Consider the following 19,151-nt stretch of genomic DNA (forward strand, 5'->3'; position numbering starts at 1 on the left):
CCATAAAACTGTTCGCCCTCTACAAAATAACTCACTTTCCCCCATTAAAGGAAGTTAGCTTTAGATATTCACCTCAATATTTTTGAATCATTATATTACCAACATCAGTTTGGTCGGATATATAAAATGTTGTTCCTATTCGAAAGGAAGAATTACTGATTCATGAATAATCAAGAATTTTTTTGACAAACTAAAAAAAGAAATTGGATCTTTAGGTGGGATAAAATGAACGTAAATGAATTAGGTTTCCTTTGGTACTTACAATCAAGTTCAAACATGATCAATTTATTATTAAAATATCTTAGTGAAACTTCTGAGGATACTGATTTAAGGAATATTTTAAATGAAATATATGAAATCTCTACATATCAAGAACAAGAGGCTACTCAATTATTGTCTGAGGAAGGTTATAAAGATACACCGTTCTTCAGGGAAGATGATATATATAGTTCATCAACAAAACTATTTTCAGATCAATTAATTCTAGAGATTTTAAAGCATATAACGGGTAATGGATTGCGAGCACTTGCTGTTCAATATGTTGAATTAACAGATTATAAAGTAAAAAATTTTTATAAAAAATTACTTATTGATGTAATTCAATTAGATTTATCTTTATTAAAATTGCTTAATGATAAAGATTTGTTACAAAATAATTCGTTCTCTTATAAAAAAGCAGATGAAAGGGATGGGAAACTATTCAAAGTGGCATCAACTCAGCAACGGCCACTTAATGCGGTAGAATTGGCAAATATGTTCAGTGCCCTTCAATGTAACAATGTTGGAATTGCTCTTTGTACCGGTTTTTCTGAAGTCGTAGAGGATATGGACACAAAGAAATTTATACTAGAAGGGAAAAAATTAGCATTTTATCAATCAGCCTCTTTATCCGATATCTATAGAGAAAATGGAATTCCAACTACAACTGGACTAGAGGCTCACGTTAATAAAGTAAAGGAATCACCTTTTTCAGATAAATTAATTGCAAACTTAATAATGTTCCTTAATCCAGTAAGTATAACCAGCCTACAAAATGCAGTGGTATCCAGTTATAAAATGGATCATATAGATTCTTTAAAGGAACTAATCAAGATGATTGAAAACTACTCAGAGAAAGGGCTGAAGTTATTAATAAGGAAAAATTGGTTTAATGAACCACCTGTATCTAATTGGTCACATAAATAGAAACGTGGCAGGTACTATTCAAGAAATGGAAACTTCTCAGTAAATAGGTCGAACACGAATTCCATAAGCGAAACCCACCGTCTCATGCCCCCAAATGAGCAGACGTCCAGCCAAGTTCAAAGATGGATGTTTGGAAAAAGTTAAACATTAGCAGCGTAAGAAATCATTCATTTAGGGAAAAGATGACAAGTGCCAAACTACTTGGGTTTCTTGCTGTAATAATTGGAATGCTTTGTGTAAACGGGCAAGCTTTGTCACAGGACGGAACTTCTTGGGGATTGATTTGTGGAATATTATCGGCAATAACATATGCCATTATGGTGGTTTTCAATAAAAAGGTAAAAAGTATAAAAGGACTTGAAAACGCCATGTGCCAGTTATTTACTAGCTTTATAACGGTTGCAATTTTTATAGGTTTAAAGCAAGGGTTTTCGGTCAACATTATACAAGGAAATCTGATCCCCATACTGCTATTAGGCGTTGTATGTACTGGAATCGGTTGCTATTTTTATTTTTCTTCCATTGGTGGTTTGCCCGTTCAGTCAGTGTCAATCCTCGGATATTTGGAGCCGCTGTCGGCATTGATTTTTTCAGCTGTCATTTTAGGAGAAAAGTTAAGTCATGTGCAAATAGCCGGGGCGTTGTTGATTTTAGGAGGTTCAGCATTTGGAGAATTGTTTCGGTCGAAAAAAATGAGCTTAGGGAAGAAAAAAGCAAAATAGTATTTTGATGTAGTAGCATGGGGGATGTTTCTAATGGTTCATAGACAGTTAATGTCATTTGTCGGTTCCTGTCAATAAGCGGTAATAAGTAAGTAGTAATAGAAGTCACTCTAAGTGAGAGGGCTTCTTCTTTATTTAATACGATATACTATATATCCATTCCCTTTCGCCGAAAAAACATAGGCAGACAGTAGAGGAGAACGATATACCTTGCTGTTTTTTTGGTATGGGAATACAAGTAGGGGAATTGTATCTTGATAATCATGAAAAATTGTGATACGTTAATATAGATATATGTAAATTATATAAAAATAAACATATTATCCCTATTTTAATTTTACACTATAACCAACCTCTAGTCAACCCCCTATTAAAATTTTTATTTAAATCGTCGAGATTCCAAAGAGAGGAGGCTTGTGGTCTGCTCGTAGAAAGGCGAGAGGATTTTCCCAATACGATAATAAAGAATAACAGCTATTTTGAAAAGGAGTGCTTATATGAAAAAAGGACTTCAGATGGAACAAGAAAGATTGGACAGTGTAATGGAAACGATCACGGAGCAGATCGGTAAGCTGGAAGATGAAAAAGACCTGCGTCAGGAAGAAGTGATCGATATTCGGAAGCACTTTTGGGAAGATGTCAAGGTCAACACCGATACGTTCGATGATTATCTTGAGACTATCATCAGTTTGAGGCAGCAGTCCCAAAACCTGTCTATTAGGCAAAGTACTCATAAACAATCCGTCAAGCGCTTGTCCGCGTTACGACGTATGAAGAAGAAACCATACTTCGGCCGGATCGACTTTAAAGAAGATGGAGAACCGACCGTAGAACATATCTACATCGGTGTCTCAACCCTGACGGATGCAAATGGTGAAGACTTCCTGATTTACGATTGGAGGGCACCGATTTCAAGCGTTTACTATGATTACCCACCTGGTCAGGCTGAATACGATACACCAGAAGGCACTATCAAGGGTTTGCTGGAAGGAAAGTGGCAATATATCATTCGTGATGGGGCCATTGAGTCGATGTTTGATACCAGTATCACCATTGGGGACGAGATTTTACAGCAGGTACTTGGTAAAGGTACAGACAAACATATGCACAGCATAGTAGCCACCATACAACAAGAACAAAACAGGATCATCCGGCACGACCGTGGACGGCTTCTCATCGTTCAAGGTGCTGCTGGAAGTGGCAAGACATCAGCCGCTCTACAGCGTATCGCTTACTTGCTTTATAAATATCGTGAGTGGCTGAAAGCTGATCAAATCATCCTATTCTCGCCTAATACTATGTTTAACAGCTATGTATCCACAGTTCTGCCCGAACTTGGCGAGGAAAATATGCAGCAGGTCACTTTCCAGGAATACCTGGACCATAGGTTAGGCCATACATTTCAAGTCGAGGACCCTTACGAGCAATTGGAATATGTATTGACAAAAGCTGATTCCCCTTCTTATCGGACTAGGACAGAAAGTATCCGATTCAAGGCATCGACACGTTTTTTCGAGATGATCAAGAACTATAGGCAATCACTTGAATCATCCGGCATGGTCTTCAAAGGAATCAACTTCAGAGGAAAACCGATCATCTCAGCCAAAGAAATGACTGAAAGGTTTTACAAAGTCGACACCTCGCTCCGCTTTCACAATAGACTTGAAAAGTTGACAGAATGGCTGAACAACAGACTCGGTGAAGCTGAAAAGCTCGAACGGAAAAAGCCATGGGTAGAGGAAGCAATCGAGTTGCTTAGCAATGACGAATACCAAAAAGCCCATGCCTACTTACGGAAAAAACGTGGTTTTAAGGAAGGGTCGTTTGACGAATATGAGATGGAAAGAAATGCGCTAGGCAAGTTGATTGTTCGAAAGAAATTCAAACCTCTGCGGAAACGGATCAGGACGCTACGTTTTATCAATATAACTGAAATTTATAAGCAGCTTTTCACTACACGGGAAAAAGATTGGATGGAAGGAAAGATACCTGATGGGTGGGCGGATATTTGCTCATTGACTGTGAACATGCTGGATGAACGAAAATTGTTACATGAGGATGCAACACCATTTTTACTTTTGAAGGAGCTGATTCAAGGCTTTCAGACGAACAGTTCGATTAAGCATGTACTTGTAGATGAAGCACAAGATTATTCTCCATTTCAATTTGAATTTTTGAAACGATTGTTTCCTTTTGCGAGGATGACAGTTCTCGGTGACTTTAACCAAGCGATATTTGCACATGCCAGTGAAAGGGTTGATTTCAATACGCTTACCGGTTTATACGGGTATGAAGAAACAGACGTGATCAACCTGACACGCAGCTATCGATCCACAAAACCGATCGTAGAATTTACAAGAGAACTCGTGCCAAATGGTGAACGTATTCATGCTTTTGAACGGGACGGAGAAAAGCCTAGGCTGACCAGATTGTCCAATCACGTCGAACTGCATAGCTCCATTACTTCTAAAATAGCAGACTTACAAAATCGTCGGTATAATACGATCGCGATTATTTGCAAATCCGCTTCAGAATGCACTGCTGCCTATGATGCCCTGAGCAGTATCGAAGGGATCAAACTCATCAAAAATGGATTGATTGAATACGAGCAAGGAGTAGTCGTCATCCCTGCGTATTTAGCCAAAGGTATCGAATTCGATGCCGTCATCATTTATGACGCATCAGAACATATGTATGGAGATGAAAGCCTGCGCAGATTGTTTTACACTGCTTGCACACGGGCCATGCATTACTTGCAGATTTATACTGTAGGCGAACCAAGCCCTTTTTTACTCAATGTAGCTCCAGAGAGGCTTAGTTAGAAAAATGGAAGAGGGATTTAGTTTTAAAGTAACGGGCAGGATCGTTCAAGAACGATTTGTTACAAAAATAGGACAGTTATGATAAATAATCGGTAACTGTCCTTTTCCATAATTTAATTATACCATTACTAACTAACCATTTTAGTATTAATCAAGTGAAGGTGCTTCTTCGATGATACATTTAAACGTGAACAATTTTTGTCATACGATTCGCCTTGGTATTGAGCGATAAATGGGAGGTAAAAAAATGAAACCATATGTTCTAGAGTTTCGGGAGATTGATAATACGAGACAAATGGTGGTCGGAGGAAAAGGGGTTAATTTAGGGGAACTATCGAAGATTCATGGAATACAAGCGCCAGAAGGATTTTGTGTTACGACGAAAGCTAATATAAAATCCCTCGAAAAAAATGAAGCCTTCCACGCATTGTTGGATCAACTAGCACTGCTAAAAGTAGAGGATCGAGATCAGATTGGTGAAATCAGCAGGGAGATCCGGAAAATCATTTTGGAAGTAGAAATTCCTTCCGATGTTGTGAAAGCTGTTGCTCACTATCTCTCCCAGTTTGGCAATGAACATGCTTATGCAGTTCGTTCCAGTGCAACTGCTGAAGATTTACCCCATGCCTCCTTTGCTGGTCAACAGGATACCTATCTAAACATCAAAGGAAAAGATGCAATTTTACAACATGTTAGTAAGTGTTGGGCTTCACTATTTACTGATCGTGCAGTGATTTATCGCATGCAAAATGGATTTGACCATCGAAAGGTTTATCTGTCTGTTGTCATTCAAAGGATGATTTTCCCACAAGCGTCCGGAATACTATTTACAGCTGATCCAGTTACCTCAAACCGAAAGGTGCTGTCGATCGATGCTAGCTTTGGACTGGGTGAGGCGCTTGTCTCTGGCTTAGTGTCTGCGGACAACTATAAAGTGCGGGAAGGTAGTATTGTGGAGAAGACGATTTCTACCAAAAAGTTGGCTATATATGCACGAAAAGAAGGCGGAACAGAGACAAAGCAGATCGATCCTGATCAGCAAAAGACTCAAACACTTACTGAACACCAAATTTTACAACTGGCATGCATCGGAAGACAGATCGAAGCTTATTTTGGTTACCCACAAGATATCGAATGGTGTTTGGTTGATGATACATTTTATATTGTCCAGAGTCGGCCAATCACTACTTTATACCCCATCCCTGAAGCAAATGATCAGGAAAATCACGTTTATGTATCTGTTGGTCACCAACAAATGATGACCGACCCCATGAAACCATTGGGATTGTCTTTTTTCCTGTTAACGACTCCTGCACCCATGCGTAAAGCTGGTGGAAGGTTGTTTGTTGATATCACACATAATCTGGCCTCACCTGTTAGCAAAGAAATTTTATTAGATACCCTGGGACATTCCGATCCGCTCATAAAAGACGCACTTATGACCATAATAGAGCGAAGAGATTTTATAATATCGTTACCAAATGATAAAAAAGAACAGAGTCCCGGTAAAAGCAATAAAGGTATGTCGTCTGCGGATTTACAAGCACAAATCGAAAACGATCCGACAATCGTTTCTGATTTGATTAAGCGTAGTCAAACATCGATAGAAGAGTTAAAGCATAACATCCAAACGAAATCAGGACCGGATTTATTTGTTTTTATTCTAGAAGATATCCAGCAATTAAAGAAGATTTTATTCGATCCACAAAGCTCGGGTGTGATTATGGCTGCTATGGATGCTTCATCATGGATCAATGAAAAAATGAACAAGTGGTTAGGTGAAAAAAACGTAGCAGATACGCTTTCACAATCTGTATCAAACAATATTACTTCGGAAATGGGTCTGGCGCTATTGGATGTCGCAGATGTGATTCGTCCTTATCGAGAAGTAATTAATTATTTACAACAAGTAAAAGATGATAACTTTTTAGATGAACTGGTTAAGTTTGATGGTGGACAGGAAACCCAAGACGCTATCTATGATTATCTCAGCAAATACGGAATGCGATGTACCGGGGAAATCGATATTACTAAAACTCGTTGGAGCGAAAAACCAACTACACTTGTCCCCATGATTCTTAGTAATATCAATAACTTTGAGCCTAATGCTAGCAATCGGAAATTTGAGCAAGGGCGACAGGAAGCTTTGAAAAAAGAACAAGAGTTATTAGATCGATTGAAGCAATTACCAGATGGTGAACAAAAAGCCAAAGAAACAAAACGAATGATTAACCTAATCCGGAATTTCATCGGTTACCGTGAATATCCAAAATACGGCATGATTAATCGCTACTTCGTTTATAAGCAGGCTTTACTGAAAGAAGCCGAACAACTCGTACAAGCCAGCGTTATTCATGAAAAAGAAGATATATACTATCTCACTTTTGAAGAACTTCACGAAGTGGTACGTACAAACAAACTGGATTATCAGATCATCAACAAACGAAAAGACGAGTACAAATTATATGAAAAACTAACTCTACCACGTGTTATAACGTCTGATGGTGAAATCATTGTAGGTGAGTACAAACGAGAAAATCTCCCAGCCGAAGCTATTGTAGGTCTACCTGTTTCTTCTGGAGTTATAGAGGGACGAGCTCGTGTTATCTTAAACATGGAAGATGCTGATCTAGAAGATGAAGATATATTAGTCACCTCTTTTACAGACCCTAGCTGGACACCATTGTTTGTATCCATAAAAGGCCTAGTCACCGAAGTTGGTGGACTGATGACCCATGGAGCAGTTATCGCACGTGAATATGGCTTACCAGCAGTGGTCGGGGTGGAAAATGCTACCGAATTGATAAGGGACGGGCAACGAATTCGTGTGCATGGAACAGAAGGATATATCGAAATATTGTGATTGCTGAATACCTTACAGTATGGAAGATGTTATATTGAAATTCTTATCTTTTGTTATAGAATTATCCTTTTTATGTTTAAGGTTTTTTGTTTAACTAAAGGGTGTTTTAGTTGAAGAGGAATTAAGTGATTTTAGGATTGAGACCATATTTTAGTTATTCATTAAAGGGCACGTTTATTTAAAAACGTGTCTTTTCATGTATCAACCATATTCTATAGTAACTAATGAAACAAAAAAATAAGGGGAGCAATGATTAACTCATTCTGGTATAAAAATAATTAATTTCGATGAGCGATGGATAAAGGAATTCAGATTAATAAAACAAGTAATAAGTAAGTCTTTAAATGATTTAATTATTGATATTGAAACACGTTGGAAGCACTTCTGTCCAAGGGCTTGGAGCAAAACCAATTTTGGATATAGATATTGTAATAGAAGATTACGATGTCTTTCCTAAAGTTATTAATGCACTTGAAAAGATAGGGTATTTTCACCAAGAAGAATGGAGCTTTAAAGGTAGAGAAGCAGTTTGGTAGAAGAGATACATCTACTCCATGGGGTGAAAAAGATACAAAATGGATGGAACATCACCTTTATGTTTGTAACAAAGATAGTAAAGAACTTGCAAGGCATTTAGCATTTGGAGATTACCTTCGTAATAACCCAAAAGCGGTAACTGAGTATGAAAATATTAAAAGGACTTTAGCAAAGACTATGAAAGACCGAACTTCCTATACGTCAGGTAAAACAGCGTTTATAAATAATATATTAGAAAAAAATAATTGATTTAATTATTGACCCTTTTTTCTACGAACAGTTATTGTTTCACCTGCAATGCCCCAATTATCAGTATCAACTTCATCAATCACTACAACAGTTGTGTTTGGATTTTTCCCTAAGACATCAACAAGTAATTGTGTTGCGCCTTTTATAAGCTGAGCTTTTTTTTCTGGAGTAATATCTTCTTTTGTAATTTTAATATTTACGTATGGCCTGAATATTCCTTCTTTCAATTTTAATGGAGAACTTTTCATGTTTGGTACTGGGATCATATCGATTTCCGCTTACAAGACACATTGCTCAAATTAGTATTACGCTAGCAGCACTTATCAAAGCAGAATTATAAATTTGCGTATAAGGTGGCAGGATTCAGTCTATTGTTAGCATTTGGCCAACTGCATAAATAGCAGTGAGATAACCAAAGTCAAAAAGTAATCACAGAAAAAATTTTAATTACTTAAACACCAAATCCTTTAAAGTAGCTATTTTTTAGGTTTTCATTGACCTAATACTCAGAGCTTTTTAATTTGCTTTTACGTATGGAAAAAATGATAAATAATAGGGGTATGTAGCTATATATATAATAGAAACCTACCTCTGAGGTGAATTTCCCTAGTGCATCTACTTTCAGACGGTCATCAATAAAGATGCTGATAAGCAATATTAATGACATAATCGTATATAAAGATTTTCTTGGTTTAATTTTCGTTATTTTCTTTAGGATCCTAGTGCAACACCAGATAGGAATACAGACGGTTGGAAGTATAACCAAAAGCCAAGTAAAGATAAAAATAAATTCAAATCGCTCGATAAAAGGAAATTCAACAATCTTAGTAATAACCAATGTCGGCCATAATGTATGCTTAAGTTGACCTTGGCTAAAATAAACGAAGGTTATCAATGTAACCAAGAGATAAATGAAAGTTGTATAGGCTAATGCTCCATGTGCCCACTTTGCAGATTTAGAAGGGTACTTAATAAATGGGAAGTAAATCAACAAGGTCTCAAAACCAATATATATTAGTGAAGATGCTTTAGAGGATTGAGCTATTTCTAGAATTGAATGGTCTAAAACCGGCATTAGGTTTCTAAAATTAGCATATTGTAAAGGAAAATATAACGTTACCAGAAGAATAGAAGGTAGAACCACTCCTAGGAAGCTTATTCCTGTTAATGTTCGGAATCCTCCGGTAATGATATAAATGATTATACATGCTAACCCTAGGCTAAGCTCCCAAGTTTTAATCATTGGGAATACCCATATCTGTATAACATCTATATAAGTACGAAAAACGGTAAGAGCCAAAAGTAAAAAGTATCCAATAACAATAACCGATAAAAAATCCCCTATTTTTTCGCCAAAACAAATTTGATGGATTTTTAACAAGTCTTTGGTAGGGTTACTTACCATTTTTAGTATCATCCATAATATAATATGAAGGCTTAGACCAGCGATAATTACTGAGATCCATGAATCATGTCCAGCATTTTCAATAATCGTATTCTGAAAGCTTAGAAGACCAATCCCTGTTTGAGACGAGTGAATCAAAAAGAAAACAAAAAAAGTAGAAACTAAATATTTATCTTGATTTTTTTGCTCCACTATCCCTCCACTCCCGTCATTAGAAAGTGTATCTTCGTTTCAATTTCAAATTCCAGATTAGGGTATTGATCATTAAAGCTATCTTGTGTCCAATCCCGTTTTTCACTTCTAACTAAATCTCCAAATCCCAAAGGATCTACTTGTTCCTTTTTAAACTCTTCCAATAACTTTTCAATTTTTGTGTTTAGTTCTTTTTCGATTTTTGTAGATAATTTATCTACATCTTTCTTTTTAGAAAGATCAAAAGACTTTGGGTAATCTTTCATAAAAGCAAACAAATCAAGTTTAATGTTCACCGTTGGTTTTTGATGAGTATTTGTAATGGAGACTTTTCGTTTTCCATGCATAACTTTTAGAAAGACTTTCTCATTCTGTTCGCTGATGAATTCATAAGTACCCCTAATATTTTTGTCATCAATGATTTTAATGAGGAACGCTTCTCTATCCTGAAGGTGCATCACCAATTTGTTACCCTTAAAAATTCCTAAACCATCAACCATTATCTTCTCAGATTCATAAATGGACAAGACAGGCAAGTAAACATCTTGTCCTGCACCAAAGTATTGATTTAAAACTGTATGAATGTTCGTTCGCGGCGTATTCCCGTATTTTATATTTTGTTCAATTACATCAGAGAGATGATAGGGTGGATATCTCATAGCAAGACTAAGAACTTCAGCAGCATCCTGCTTTGATATTACCACTGTTGCATTGTTTCCCATGATTGGGTCTCTGACAAGCGTATCCATTAAATCTTTAATACCTTCTTTTGCATAAGGTTCACCCATTACTATTGTTCTTGTTTTTCCAATTTCAATAGGGTGTGGTACTTGTTGCGTAAACATCGTAAATATTCCATTTGTAGTTTCAGATTCTGCTGTAAGAAGTTTTACTGGTGCCTCTGCTGGTATATCATAATAAACAGAGAAAGCGGCGCTCCCTTTTATTTTGTTATCTTCAAGATCATAGCCTAATGACTCAATTATTTTTAAATCCTCGACTATTTTATTTCTAGAGCATCCTGCTATTAAGAACAGGACACATAGGATTTTTAAAAATTTCATCAGGTCCCACAACCTTTTAATAGAGAAATAAGTTATTCGTTATTATAGTCATCCTCGATGTCTTTATGCTTTTTGACATTGTACCTATGCAACTTTAGAGGTCTAATGAAGGTATACCGTTTTGTCGTGACGCTTAAAGAAGATCGAATAAAACTATCGTTTAAATCTTTGTACCTGAATGGGTATACAGGTGCCAAATAGGGTGTGCCAAGAGATTTTAACCTTAATAGATGGCACAGGATAAAAGTTAGACCCAGGGTTACCCCAAAACCTCCCCAAATAGCAGCTAAGAAAATAAGTGGAAATCTTAATGTCCGAATCGTATTAGACATCTTGAAAATAGGAGTTGTAAAAGAAGCAAGTGCTGAAAGAGCTACGATGATTAATAAAATATTACTTGTAAGTGCAGCTTGGACAGCGGCTTGCCCAATTACAATACCTCCAACAATCCCCAAAGTTTGGCCAACTTTTGTCGGCAGTCTGGCTCCTGCCTCTCTCAAGAGTTCTATCGTAATTTCTAAAAATAAAGCTTCCAGTAAAGGAGGAAACGGGACATTTGCCCTTGACATGATTAAAGGAGTTAACAGATCTTGCGGAATGATTGCATAATGATGTGTTAATACTGCGACATATATTGGTGTTGCCAAAATTGAAAAGAGGACACCTATAAATCGTATTAATCGAAAGAAAGACCCTATTGACCACGGTGAGTAATAATCCTCTGGGGATACAAAAAATTGAAATATACTGGTAGGTCCTGCGATAACATAAGGTGAACCGTCAGTAATAACGATTACTTGTCCAAGTAAAAGCATATAGGTGGTACGATCCAAACGTTCTGTAGACATGAATAGCGGAAAAGGTGTATTTGAGTTATCAGAAATAATCTGATCTAGTATTGAACTATCGAATATAACATCCATATCTAAATCCTCAAGACGTTGTCTCATTGTTTGAATGTGCTGTGGATTTGCAATTCCATCAATATATCCAATCATAATCCGAGTGTTTGAATAAGATCCTTTAGTAAATTCTTCAAAGATAAGATCGTCAGATGTAATTTGCCTTCTTAATAGGCTGAGGTTTGTATCAAGATCTTCAACAAAGCCTACCTTTGGCCCGATTACACTATATTCATTTTCAGCATCATTAAAATCTCTATAACCTTTCGTTCCATTCGAAAGATTAACTAAAATACCTTTCTCAGGAGTTTTCGTTAAATGAATGAATATGTAGCCTTTTGTCAGTTTATTTATGAATACCTTAGCATCGGAAGTGATTTCTCGTTCATCTATAGGTATGACATTCATCAAATCCGAAAGCTCTTCAAATTCCTTCTCTGCAGATTGAATATATGGAAGGAGATGATGATGCATTTTCTTTTCATCAATAAGGCTCTTATAATAGGAAAAATATATGGGTGACCCATGGACGCTTCTAGTGGAAAACTGGTAAAAATCATCAGATTTAGACAGCTCTTCAAACAAATCATGTATTGAATTGTTTTTCTGTTTTATGAAATTCCACAAGGAACCATCACCTCCCCATATGAAAACAATCAAGTATTATTCTTAACTAGTTTGCGTAATTTCTGTTGTTATTATTTATTTGTCTTCGATGAATCCTCACGCTAATTTAGAGAAAAAAAGGATAAGAAACAGAGTGAAAAACGTCACAATAGAAAAATTCTGCACCTAACCTAGGTGGTTTGATAAGTAGCAGAATATTCTAATTTCCCCTTAATAACAAAAACCTCAACCTGTTGACTATTAAAAACAGAAAACAAATAGTAGGTTATTCAACCACTTATAGCAAAAGTAGAAGTCTGTTATCCACATTCGCTGCTGTTATAATACAAAATAATATCTGTTATATATCAAAAAATTTTTTATTCATTCCCCTGCAACCCTTTAATATCAACAATCGGATCTTCTGTTTTCAATATTTTAGGATTATTAAAAATATGTGTTGTATTCTTTTTAACATCTTGTTACAATAATTTTTGAATAATTATTAGAAAATTGTTAATATTCATACTCCCGTGTTAAAAACCTTTTAAACTCAGATTGGAGGAATACTTTTGGCAAAATTACCGAAAGTCAATGAGTTAGGTTTCTTTGAGATACGCCTAGAATCCATTGGCGGCCTTGGAGCTAACCTGGCTGGAAAAATGCTCTCGGAAGATGGAGTCGTTGGGAATGGATTGAATGGAGTCGGATTCTCTTCATACGGTTCTGAAAAAAAAGGCTCCCCTGTAAAAGCTTATATCCGTTTCTGCGATCCAGTCACACACATTCGCGACACCACACCTATCGAACGCCCTCATGTCGTAGGAATTTTCCATGAAGCCTTACTTAAAACAACCGATTGTGCAAGTGGAATTTATCCTGACAGTACCATCCTAGTCAACTCACAAAGATCACCTGACGAACTGAGACAATTAATGAAAATAGATAGCGGGACAATAGCCGTCGTCAACGCTACCGAGATTGCTCTTGAGGAACAGACGAAAGTAAATACCACTATGCTGGGTGCGCTTTATCGAATCCTCGACTTCCTTGATCCGGATTCAATGAAAGATACGATCCGTCGAACGTTCGAAAAGAAATACCCGCATTTTGTAGAGCCGAATATCAGAACTTTTGACAGGGGATTTGATGAAATCGAATTCATGACATTCGAACCTGTAGAAGGAACGGCACCGAGACCCTTCAAAAGATTTGAGCCTGCCCTTGGCTATCAGACACAGCCGATTGGCGGTACGATCACCAATCCAGGGAACAGCATCCTCAAAGATTTGAGCATTTCACGGGCCGGGATGCTACCGCATTTCCATGATGATAAATGCATCAATTGCGCAGCATGTGATACGGTTTGTCCTGATTTTTGCTTTGTTTGGGAAGAAAAAGAAGACAAAAGGGGCCGACCGCAAATGTTCCTGAAAGGGATCGACTACCAATATTGCAAGGGATGCCTCAAATGTGTCCAAGCGTGCCCTGTGGAGGCGCTTACAGATGAAAGAGAATATAATGATGGCTATGCTGACAAAAACCGGGTGCCCCATTTATTTGATCTGATGAGCCAAAATTGATGAAAGGCGGGAAATGAATGACCATCGATTTAAAACAGGAAAATATGATAAGTCCACAAGGTACAATCGAACAAAGTGTCGTTTTTGAATCGGGCAACGAAATGGCAGCCTATGCAGCACATCAAATCAATTATCATGTCATGGGGTATTACCCGATTTCCCCTTCAACGGAAGTTGCCCAGTTCCTTGATGGCATGAAAGCAAAAGGGGAGCATGATATCGTTTTGATCCCAGCTGACGGTGAACATGGATCAGCCGGTATTTGTTACGGAGCAGCGACCGGTGGCGGACGTGTCTTCAACGCAACCAGCGCCAATGGTTTCCTGTATATGCTGGAACAACTTCCGGTCCAATCCGGAACCCGTTTCCCTATGGTGATGAATCTGGTGAACCGTTCTGTTTCAGGTCCATTGAACATACATGGCGATCATTCGGATTTATACTTTGCATTGAATACGGGATGGCCGATTCTGATGGCCCGTGATCCCCAGATTGTCTATGACATGAACGTTATGGCAATCAAACTGGCGGAGGATCCTGAAGTCCGGCTTCCTGTGATTGTGTCTTTTGATGGCTACTTCACCTCCCACCAAAAGCGGCGCGTGCAGGTCATCAAGTCCAAAGAGGACGTCCATAAATTCATTGGATCGCCTCCGACGGATTTCCCGCACGCTCTGGACCGTGAAAATCCGGTCACCATTGGACCTTATATGAATGAACCGGACTACATCAACAACTGTTACCAGCAGTCTGAAGCGATGTATAACGCGGAAAGTGTGTTCGAGCGGATTTCGAAAGAGTATGCGGAATTGACAGGAAGGGAATATCCTGTGATCGATCTATACCGTATGGATGATGCGGAAGTAGCAGTGTTCATGCTGAATTCTGCAGCAGAAGTTTGTAAAGATGTGGCTGATAAACTCCGTTCAAAAGGAATAAAAGCAGGAGTGATTTCTCCGAATATGATCCGTCCATTTCCACAAAAGAAGCTGGCGGATGTATTAAAGAATGTCAAGGCTGTAACAGTCGGGGATCGGGCAGACTCTTACGGGGGCCACGGGGGGAACATGGCGCTTGAATTAAGAGCGGCGCTTCACCGCTATGGCAATGTAAACATAAAAGTCATCAATCGGATTTACGGATTAGGTGGGAAGGATTTTTATGCGGATGAAGCGGAGCATTTCTACCAATTGGCACAGGAGGCTGTCGACAAAGGTCATGTCGAAAAACCGTTTGATTACTTCGGACATACACCTGGAAAGGCGGAAAATGTACCGGAGCGAGTCTTGAATCCGATGAAAAAGGAAGACCTGAATACCGGCTTGGTCACCGTCACACCCGATGAAAAAACAGGAGAACTGAAGGTGAAGATCCCACCGCTGCGTAACTTGACAAAAAAGCCTAAACGGCTGGCATCCGGCCACGGCGCATGTCCGGGTTGCGGAATCTTTTCGGGACTTGAGCTTTTCTTCAAAGGCATCGAAGGTGATATTGTCGCCTTGTTCCATACCGGTTGTGCAATGGTCGTTACGACTGGTTACCCATACAGCTCCCATAAGGCGACTTATATTCATAACCTCTTCCAAAATGGATCCGCGACGCTATCTGGCCTGGTTGAAATGTTTTACGAACGAAAACGGCGCGGGGAACTGGAAGAACTGGGCTTGAGTGATGACTTTACATTTGTGATGGTGACAGGTGACGGCGGAATGGATATCGGGATGGGTCCTGCAATCGGGACAGCACTCCGTAACCATAAAATGATCATCCTTGAGTATGATAATGAAGGCTATATGAACACAGGTAGCCAGCTATCCTATTCGACACCGATGGGACATATGACAAGTACTTCGAATGTCGGCAGCTTTCAAAACGGAAAACCGTTCCATCACAAAGATACACCACAGATCATGGCCGCAACGCATATCCCTTACGTGTTCACTGGGACAGAAGCCTTTGATCGTGATTTGCTGAAGAAGGCTGCAAAAGCCCAATGGTATGCCAATAATGAAGGATTGGTATATGGAAAGATCCTGATCACATGTCCGCTCAACTGGAAATCAAAGGATGAGCTAGGCCAGACGATCGTGGGAGCCGCAGTCAACTCCTGTTTCTTCCCACTTTATGAAGTCGAACGAGGAAAAACGAAGATCACCTATGACCCAGAGGATAAAAATAAACGGATCAATGTAACAGAGTGGCTTAAACTGATGGGAAAATCGAAACATTTACTGAAAGAAGACAGCCATGAAACGTTGAAAATGTTTGATGACGAAGTTGAACGCCGATGGAAACAGCTGAAAGCTAAACATGAAAGTCCATATTTGTAAGAAAGGATCCCTCTAGTGTCATTCACCAGAGGGATTTTAATTTGAAATTTATAACAATAGACACATTGATGAAGCTTTAGGCGGATGTCTGGAAATGATAATAGGACAGTTGCCAATCATCACTTGAAAGGAGAAGAAAATGGACAAGAAAACCGATGTGAAAAAACAAAACAAAAACGCTAAGAAGAATCCAGAAGATGAACTTTATGGAGTTGAGTCGGCGTCCAGCCTCCAGTCAGTCAACTTTGCTACAACTGAAAATCCTTATTTGAATGAACATTTTCAAGAAGATTCCGATCACTAAAAGTTAATTGCTCTTTGATCCCTAATAGGTTGGTTGGGAATTCTGCCAAGCATTAGTTCCAGTAATCTGCATCGTATATTGTTTCGCGTTTTGAAGGTGTCTTTCCGCATTGTCCTGCCAGCGAATGATGTTTTCGATAAATGGCTTGTATGAGGCGGGTGCTGCATCCCTCATAATATTCAATCCATTACGAACATCCCGATCCTTTTCTTGAGCGTTTTGTATGCAAGAGATTAAGGTTTGGACGATTGACATCTGTTGTTCACCGTTTACCAGCCTATGTGCAGAGCCACTTGCCGTAACGCGATGATAGGAAGCAGGAACAAGACTTTCATGCATTTCTGCATTCCCTTTTAAATCTTTCGTTTCGGGAATATGGAACAGTTGTGAACTCATGGAGCAAACCATTTCTTCACTGAACAAACTGCGTCGCAGCTCTAGTACGACAGGTTGCCACATATCATTTTGTCTCAAAGAACAACACCTACTTAGTTTTAGAAAATTTGGGCGTTTCACCTGCAATATTGTATGACGATTACCTTTGTTCGTTACAAAAAAGATGGCACAAGTTTTATGGGGACCAATTAGAAAAGGAGGTTTTGGATATGGCTGATGGCCGAGAAAGAGATCATATAACCGTAGAAGATGAAAATGGTGTACAAAAACAATTTGCCGTCGAGGCTTTATTTGATATGGAGGATTCAAGTTACGCATTATTGAAACCGGAAGAGGATGATAATGATACGATCGTGATGCAGGTGAAAAATGAAGAAGATGGGCAATATCTTATAAGCATTGATGATCCTGATAAAAAAGAAATGATTCTTGATGCCTACGAAATCGCTGTGGATGCAAACCCAGCAGATTGATATGGCCGGAAAGAAGGAACTATGGTGGATAAACTGATCGACATGATGAATGAAGATATGAAAAAACAAATTGATGAGGAAATCAGCAGGCTTACATTCACCAAAAATTTCAGATCCCCTACTGCAAAAGAATGGTTTGTGTTCTTGCCAAGTTATAAAGACATCGTCACAGGGGGAGCGGCAGGGAAGGCGATCATCCATTATAACCTTTACGATACCAAACATTTCTTTATCAATACGACGATCATTTTTGATGATCCGGCATTGCATAAGGCAGGACTACACAACCTTGTTTATGCAGTATCAGATGAAATCGTCAATCGTCTTGTCGGATATGCAGACACCCTTTTATCAGTCCATTCAGGTGAGAATTCCTATAATGCCGAGTATAAACAGTGAACTAAAGATTTATTGCAAAAAACAATGGTGTTTGGACGAAAGGGTACCGTTCTGGACAATGCTTTGCTTTTGACAATAAAAATGAATGTAGCTAAAAACGACTCGTCAATGCGAGTCGTTTGTCTTTACCGAGCTGCACATTTGTTTTAGTCTATTGGATTAGTTAAATGATTTAAATGTTCTAAAAAAGTTATCACATTTATCGAGCGCCATTTATTTTTATGTATGGCTGAATAAATAGCTATAGGATTCTTTGGGACATCCAGATTGGTTACTTTGAGCTTTCCATTTTCAACTTCATTCTTTACTGTAAAGTGAGGGAGCATAGATTTTCCTAATCCACATAACACACATTTTTTAATAGCTTCTACACTAGGCAATTCCAATCTAAGCGAATTTGCTTTACCTTGTTCATAAAGATAATCTTCAAAAATTGGACGCCAACTACATGAGTATTCCGTAAAGAGCATTGTATCTTTCTTTGGATCTTTGGAGCTTTCCACCATTATTAGTTTTTCTTCTTGTATTTTTTCAGAAACTAGATCTTTGGGGTCCCAATTACTATTTTCAACCAGGATAGCGACATCTATTTCCCCTTTTTTCAATTGGTTTGATAAATGTTTGTAATCAATGGATTTTAAGATTAATTCCACTTTAGGATATTTATCCATGAATTCCATTATCATTGAAGGTAACCAATAGATCATAATTGATTCGCTAGCACCTATCGTCAATTGGCCAGTTGGTTCATTTTCTTCCTTTATAACTTCTTTGGATTTTGAATAAAGTTCAATAATTTCCAATGCATAAGGAACAAAGCGTTTCCCTGGTTCAGTCAACGTTATTGTTTTTCCCAGACGGTCAAAAAGCGGGTAACCAAGCTCCTTTTCCAGTTCCTTTATATGAGCTGTGATGGACGATTGTGCATATCCCAATTCATCGGCAGCTTTTTTAAAACCTCCTTCATCTACAATAGTACGAAATGTAACTAGGTGACGTAGTTCCATTAGCATCCCTCTCAGTATTATCATTATTAATGAACTATAATATCATATTTATCTATTTTACTGAACTCATTACCGGCTGTATACTATAGATACACTTATTTGTGTTCATGTA

The 19,151-nt window shown here is 38.2% G+C and carries 15 protein-coding genes and 1 pseudogene; 10 read left to right on the forward strand and 6 right to left on the reverse strand.

Annotation, left to right across the window (positions count from 1 at the left end; genetic code table 11):
- Positions 1-207 precede the first annotated feature (207 nt).
- The 5 genes and pseudogenes from L1611_RS20810 (at position 208) to L1611_RS11170 (ending at position 8,378) form a co-directional block, all read left to right on the forward strand.
- Positions 208-1,185 (forward strand): DUF3231 family protein, encoded by a 978-nt coding sequence (locus L1611_RS20810; protein WP_322972549.1) that lies wholly within the window; start codon positions 208-210, stop codon positions 1,183-1,185.
- A 122-nt stretch (positions 1,186-1,307) separates the two neighbouring features.
- Complete coding sequence (locus tag L1611_RS11155; RefSeq protein ID WP_236313158.1) at positions 1,308-1,907, forward strand: DMT family transporter; 600 nt, start codon at positions 1,308-1,310, stop codon at positions 1,905-1,907.
- Positions 1,908-2,404: 497 nt separating this feature from the next.
- Positions 2,405-4,729 (forward strand): RNA polymerase recycling motor HelD, encoded by a 2,325-nt coding sequence (gene helD, locus L1611_RS11160; protein WP_236313159.1) that lies wholly within the window; start codon positions 2,405-2,407, stop codon positions 4,727-4,729.
- 247 nt (positions 4,730-4,976) lie between these two features.
- The gene (gene ppsA, locus L1611_RS11165; protein WP_236313160.1) at positions 4,977-7,592 is read left to right on the forward strand and encodes a phosphoenolpyruvate synthase; all 2,616 of its coding nucleotides are present in this window, start codon (positions 4,977-4,979) and stop codon (positions 7,590-7,592) included.
- A 298-nt stretch (positions 7,593-7,890) separates the two neighbouring features.
- Positions 7,891-8,378: pseudogene (locus L1611_RS11170) on the forward strand (GrpB family protein).
- A gap of 5 nt (positions 8,379-8,383) precedes the next feature.
- Here L1611_RS11170 and L1611_RS11175 read toward each other — a convergent pair.
- From L1611_RS11175 to L1611_RS11190, 4 genes are all read right to left on the reverse strand, one after another.
- A complete protein-coding gene (locus tag L1611_RS11175; RefSeq protein ID WP_236313297.1) occupies positions 8,384-8,626 on the reverse strand; it encodes a 2-hydroxymuconate tautomerase family protein in 243 nt (80 codons plus the stop codon).
- A gap of 251 nt (positions 8,627-8,877) precedes the next feature.
- Positions 8,878-9,975, reverse strand: coding sequence for a GerAB/ArcD/ProY family transporter (locus tag L1611_RS11180; protein ID WP_236313161.1), 1,098 nt, complete (start codon positions 9,973-9,975; stop codon positions 8,878-8,880).
- Positions 9,975-11,039 carry a Ger(x)C family spore germination protein gene (locus L1611_RS11185; RefSeq protein WP_236313162.1) on the reverse strand — a complete coding sequence of 355 codons (1,065 nt, stop codon included), beginning with the start codon at positions 11,037-11,039 and terminating at the stop codon, positions 9,975-9,977. Before L1611_RS11185 ends, L1611_RS11180 begins: the two co-directional genes overlap by 1 nt.
- Positions 11,040-11,071: 32 nt before the next feature.
- Complete coding sequence (locus L1611_RS11190; protein WP_236313163.1) at positions 11,072-12,568, reverse strand: spore germination protein; 1,497 nt, start codon at positions 12,566-12,568, stop codon at positions 11,072-11,074.
- Between the two features lie 551 nt (positions 12,569-13,119).
- Between L1611_RS11190 and L1611_RS11195 the strand changes: the two genes are divergently transcribed.
- The 3 genes from L1611_RS11195 to L1611_RS11205 all read left to right on the forward strand — a co-directional run bounded on the left by L1611_RS11195 (position 13,120) and on the right by L1611_RS11205 (position 16,764).
- Positions 13,120-14,130, forward strand: coding sequence for a 2-oxoacid:acceptor oxidoreductase family protein (locus L1611_RS11195; protein WP_236313164.1), 1,011 nt, complete (start codon positions 13,120-13,122; stop codon positions 14,128-14,130).
- Between the two features lie 17 nt (positions 14,131-14,147).
- Entirely contained in the window at positions 14,148-16,460 is a 2,313-nt protein-coding gene (locus tag L1611_RS11200) for a thiamine pyrophosphate-dependent enzyme (RefSeq protein ID WP_236313165.1), read from the forward strand.
- 139 nt (positions 16,461-16,599) lie between these two features.
- Positions 16,600-16,764, forward strand: coding sequence for a hypothetical protein (locus L1611_RS11205; protein WP_236313166.1), 165 nt, complete (start codon positions 16,600-16,602; stop codon positions 16,762-16,764).
- 21 nt (positions 16,765-16,785) lie between these two features.
- On the opposite strand, the gene L1611_RS11210 is transcribed toward L1611_RS11205, so the two are convergent.
- On the reverse strand, positions 16,786-17,238 hold the full coding sequence (locus tag L1611_RS11210; RefSeq protein ID WP_236313167.1) for a hypothetical protein: 453 nt from the start codon (positions 17,236-17,238) through the stop codon (positions 16,786-16,788).
- A 131-nt stretch (positions 17,239-17,369) separates the two neighbouring features.
- On the opposite strand from L1611_RS11210, the gene L1611_RS11215 reads away from it, so the two are divergent.
- Together L1611_RS11215 and L1611_RS11220 are read left to right on the forward strand one after the other, a co-directional pair.
- Positions 17,370-17,633: a DUF1292 domain-containing protein gene (locus L1611_RS11215; RefSeq protein WP_236313168.1), complete on the forward strand. Its 264-nt coding sequence runs from the start codon at positions 17,370-17,372 to the stop codon at positions 17,631-17,633.
- Positions 17,634-17,654: 21 nt separating this feature from the next.
- Positions 17,655-18,032 (forward strand): hypothetical protein, encoded by a 378-nt coding sequence (locus L1611_RS11220; RefSeq protein WP_236313169.1) that lies wholly within the window; start codon positions 17,655-17,657, stop codon positions 18,030-18,032.
- 146 nt (positions 18,033-18,178) lie between these two features.
- Here the strand turns inward: L1611_RS11220 and L1611_RS11225 are convergent, their stop codons facing one another.
- A complete protein-coding gene (locus L1611_RS11225) occupies positions 18,179-19,039 on the reverse strand; it encodes a LysR family transcriptional regulator (RefSeq protein WP_236313170.1) in 861 nt (286 codons plus the stop codon).
- Between the last annotated feature and the right edge of the window lie 112 nt (positions 19,040-19,151).

The sequence above is a fragment of the Pseudalkalibacillus salsuginis genome, assembly GCF_021646685.1.
Taxonomy (GTDB): domain Bacteria; phylum Bacillota; class Bacilli; order Bacillales; family Fictibacillaceae; genus Pseudalkalibacillus; species Pseudalkalibacillus salsuginis.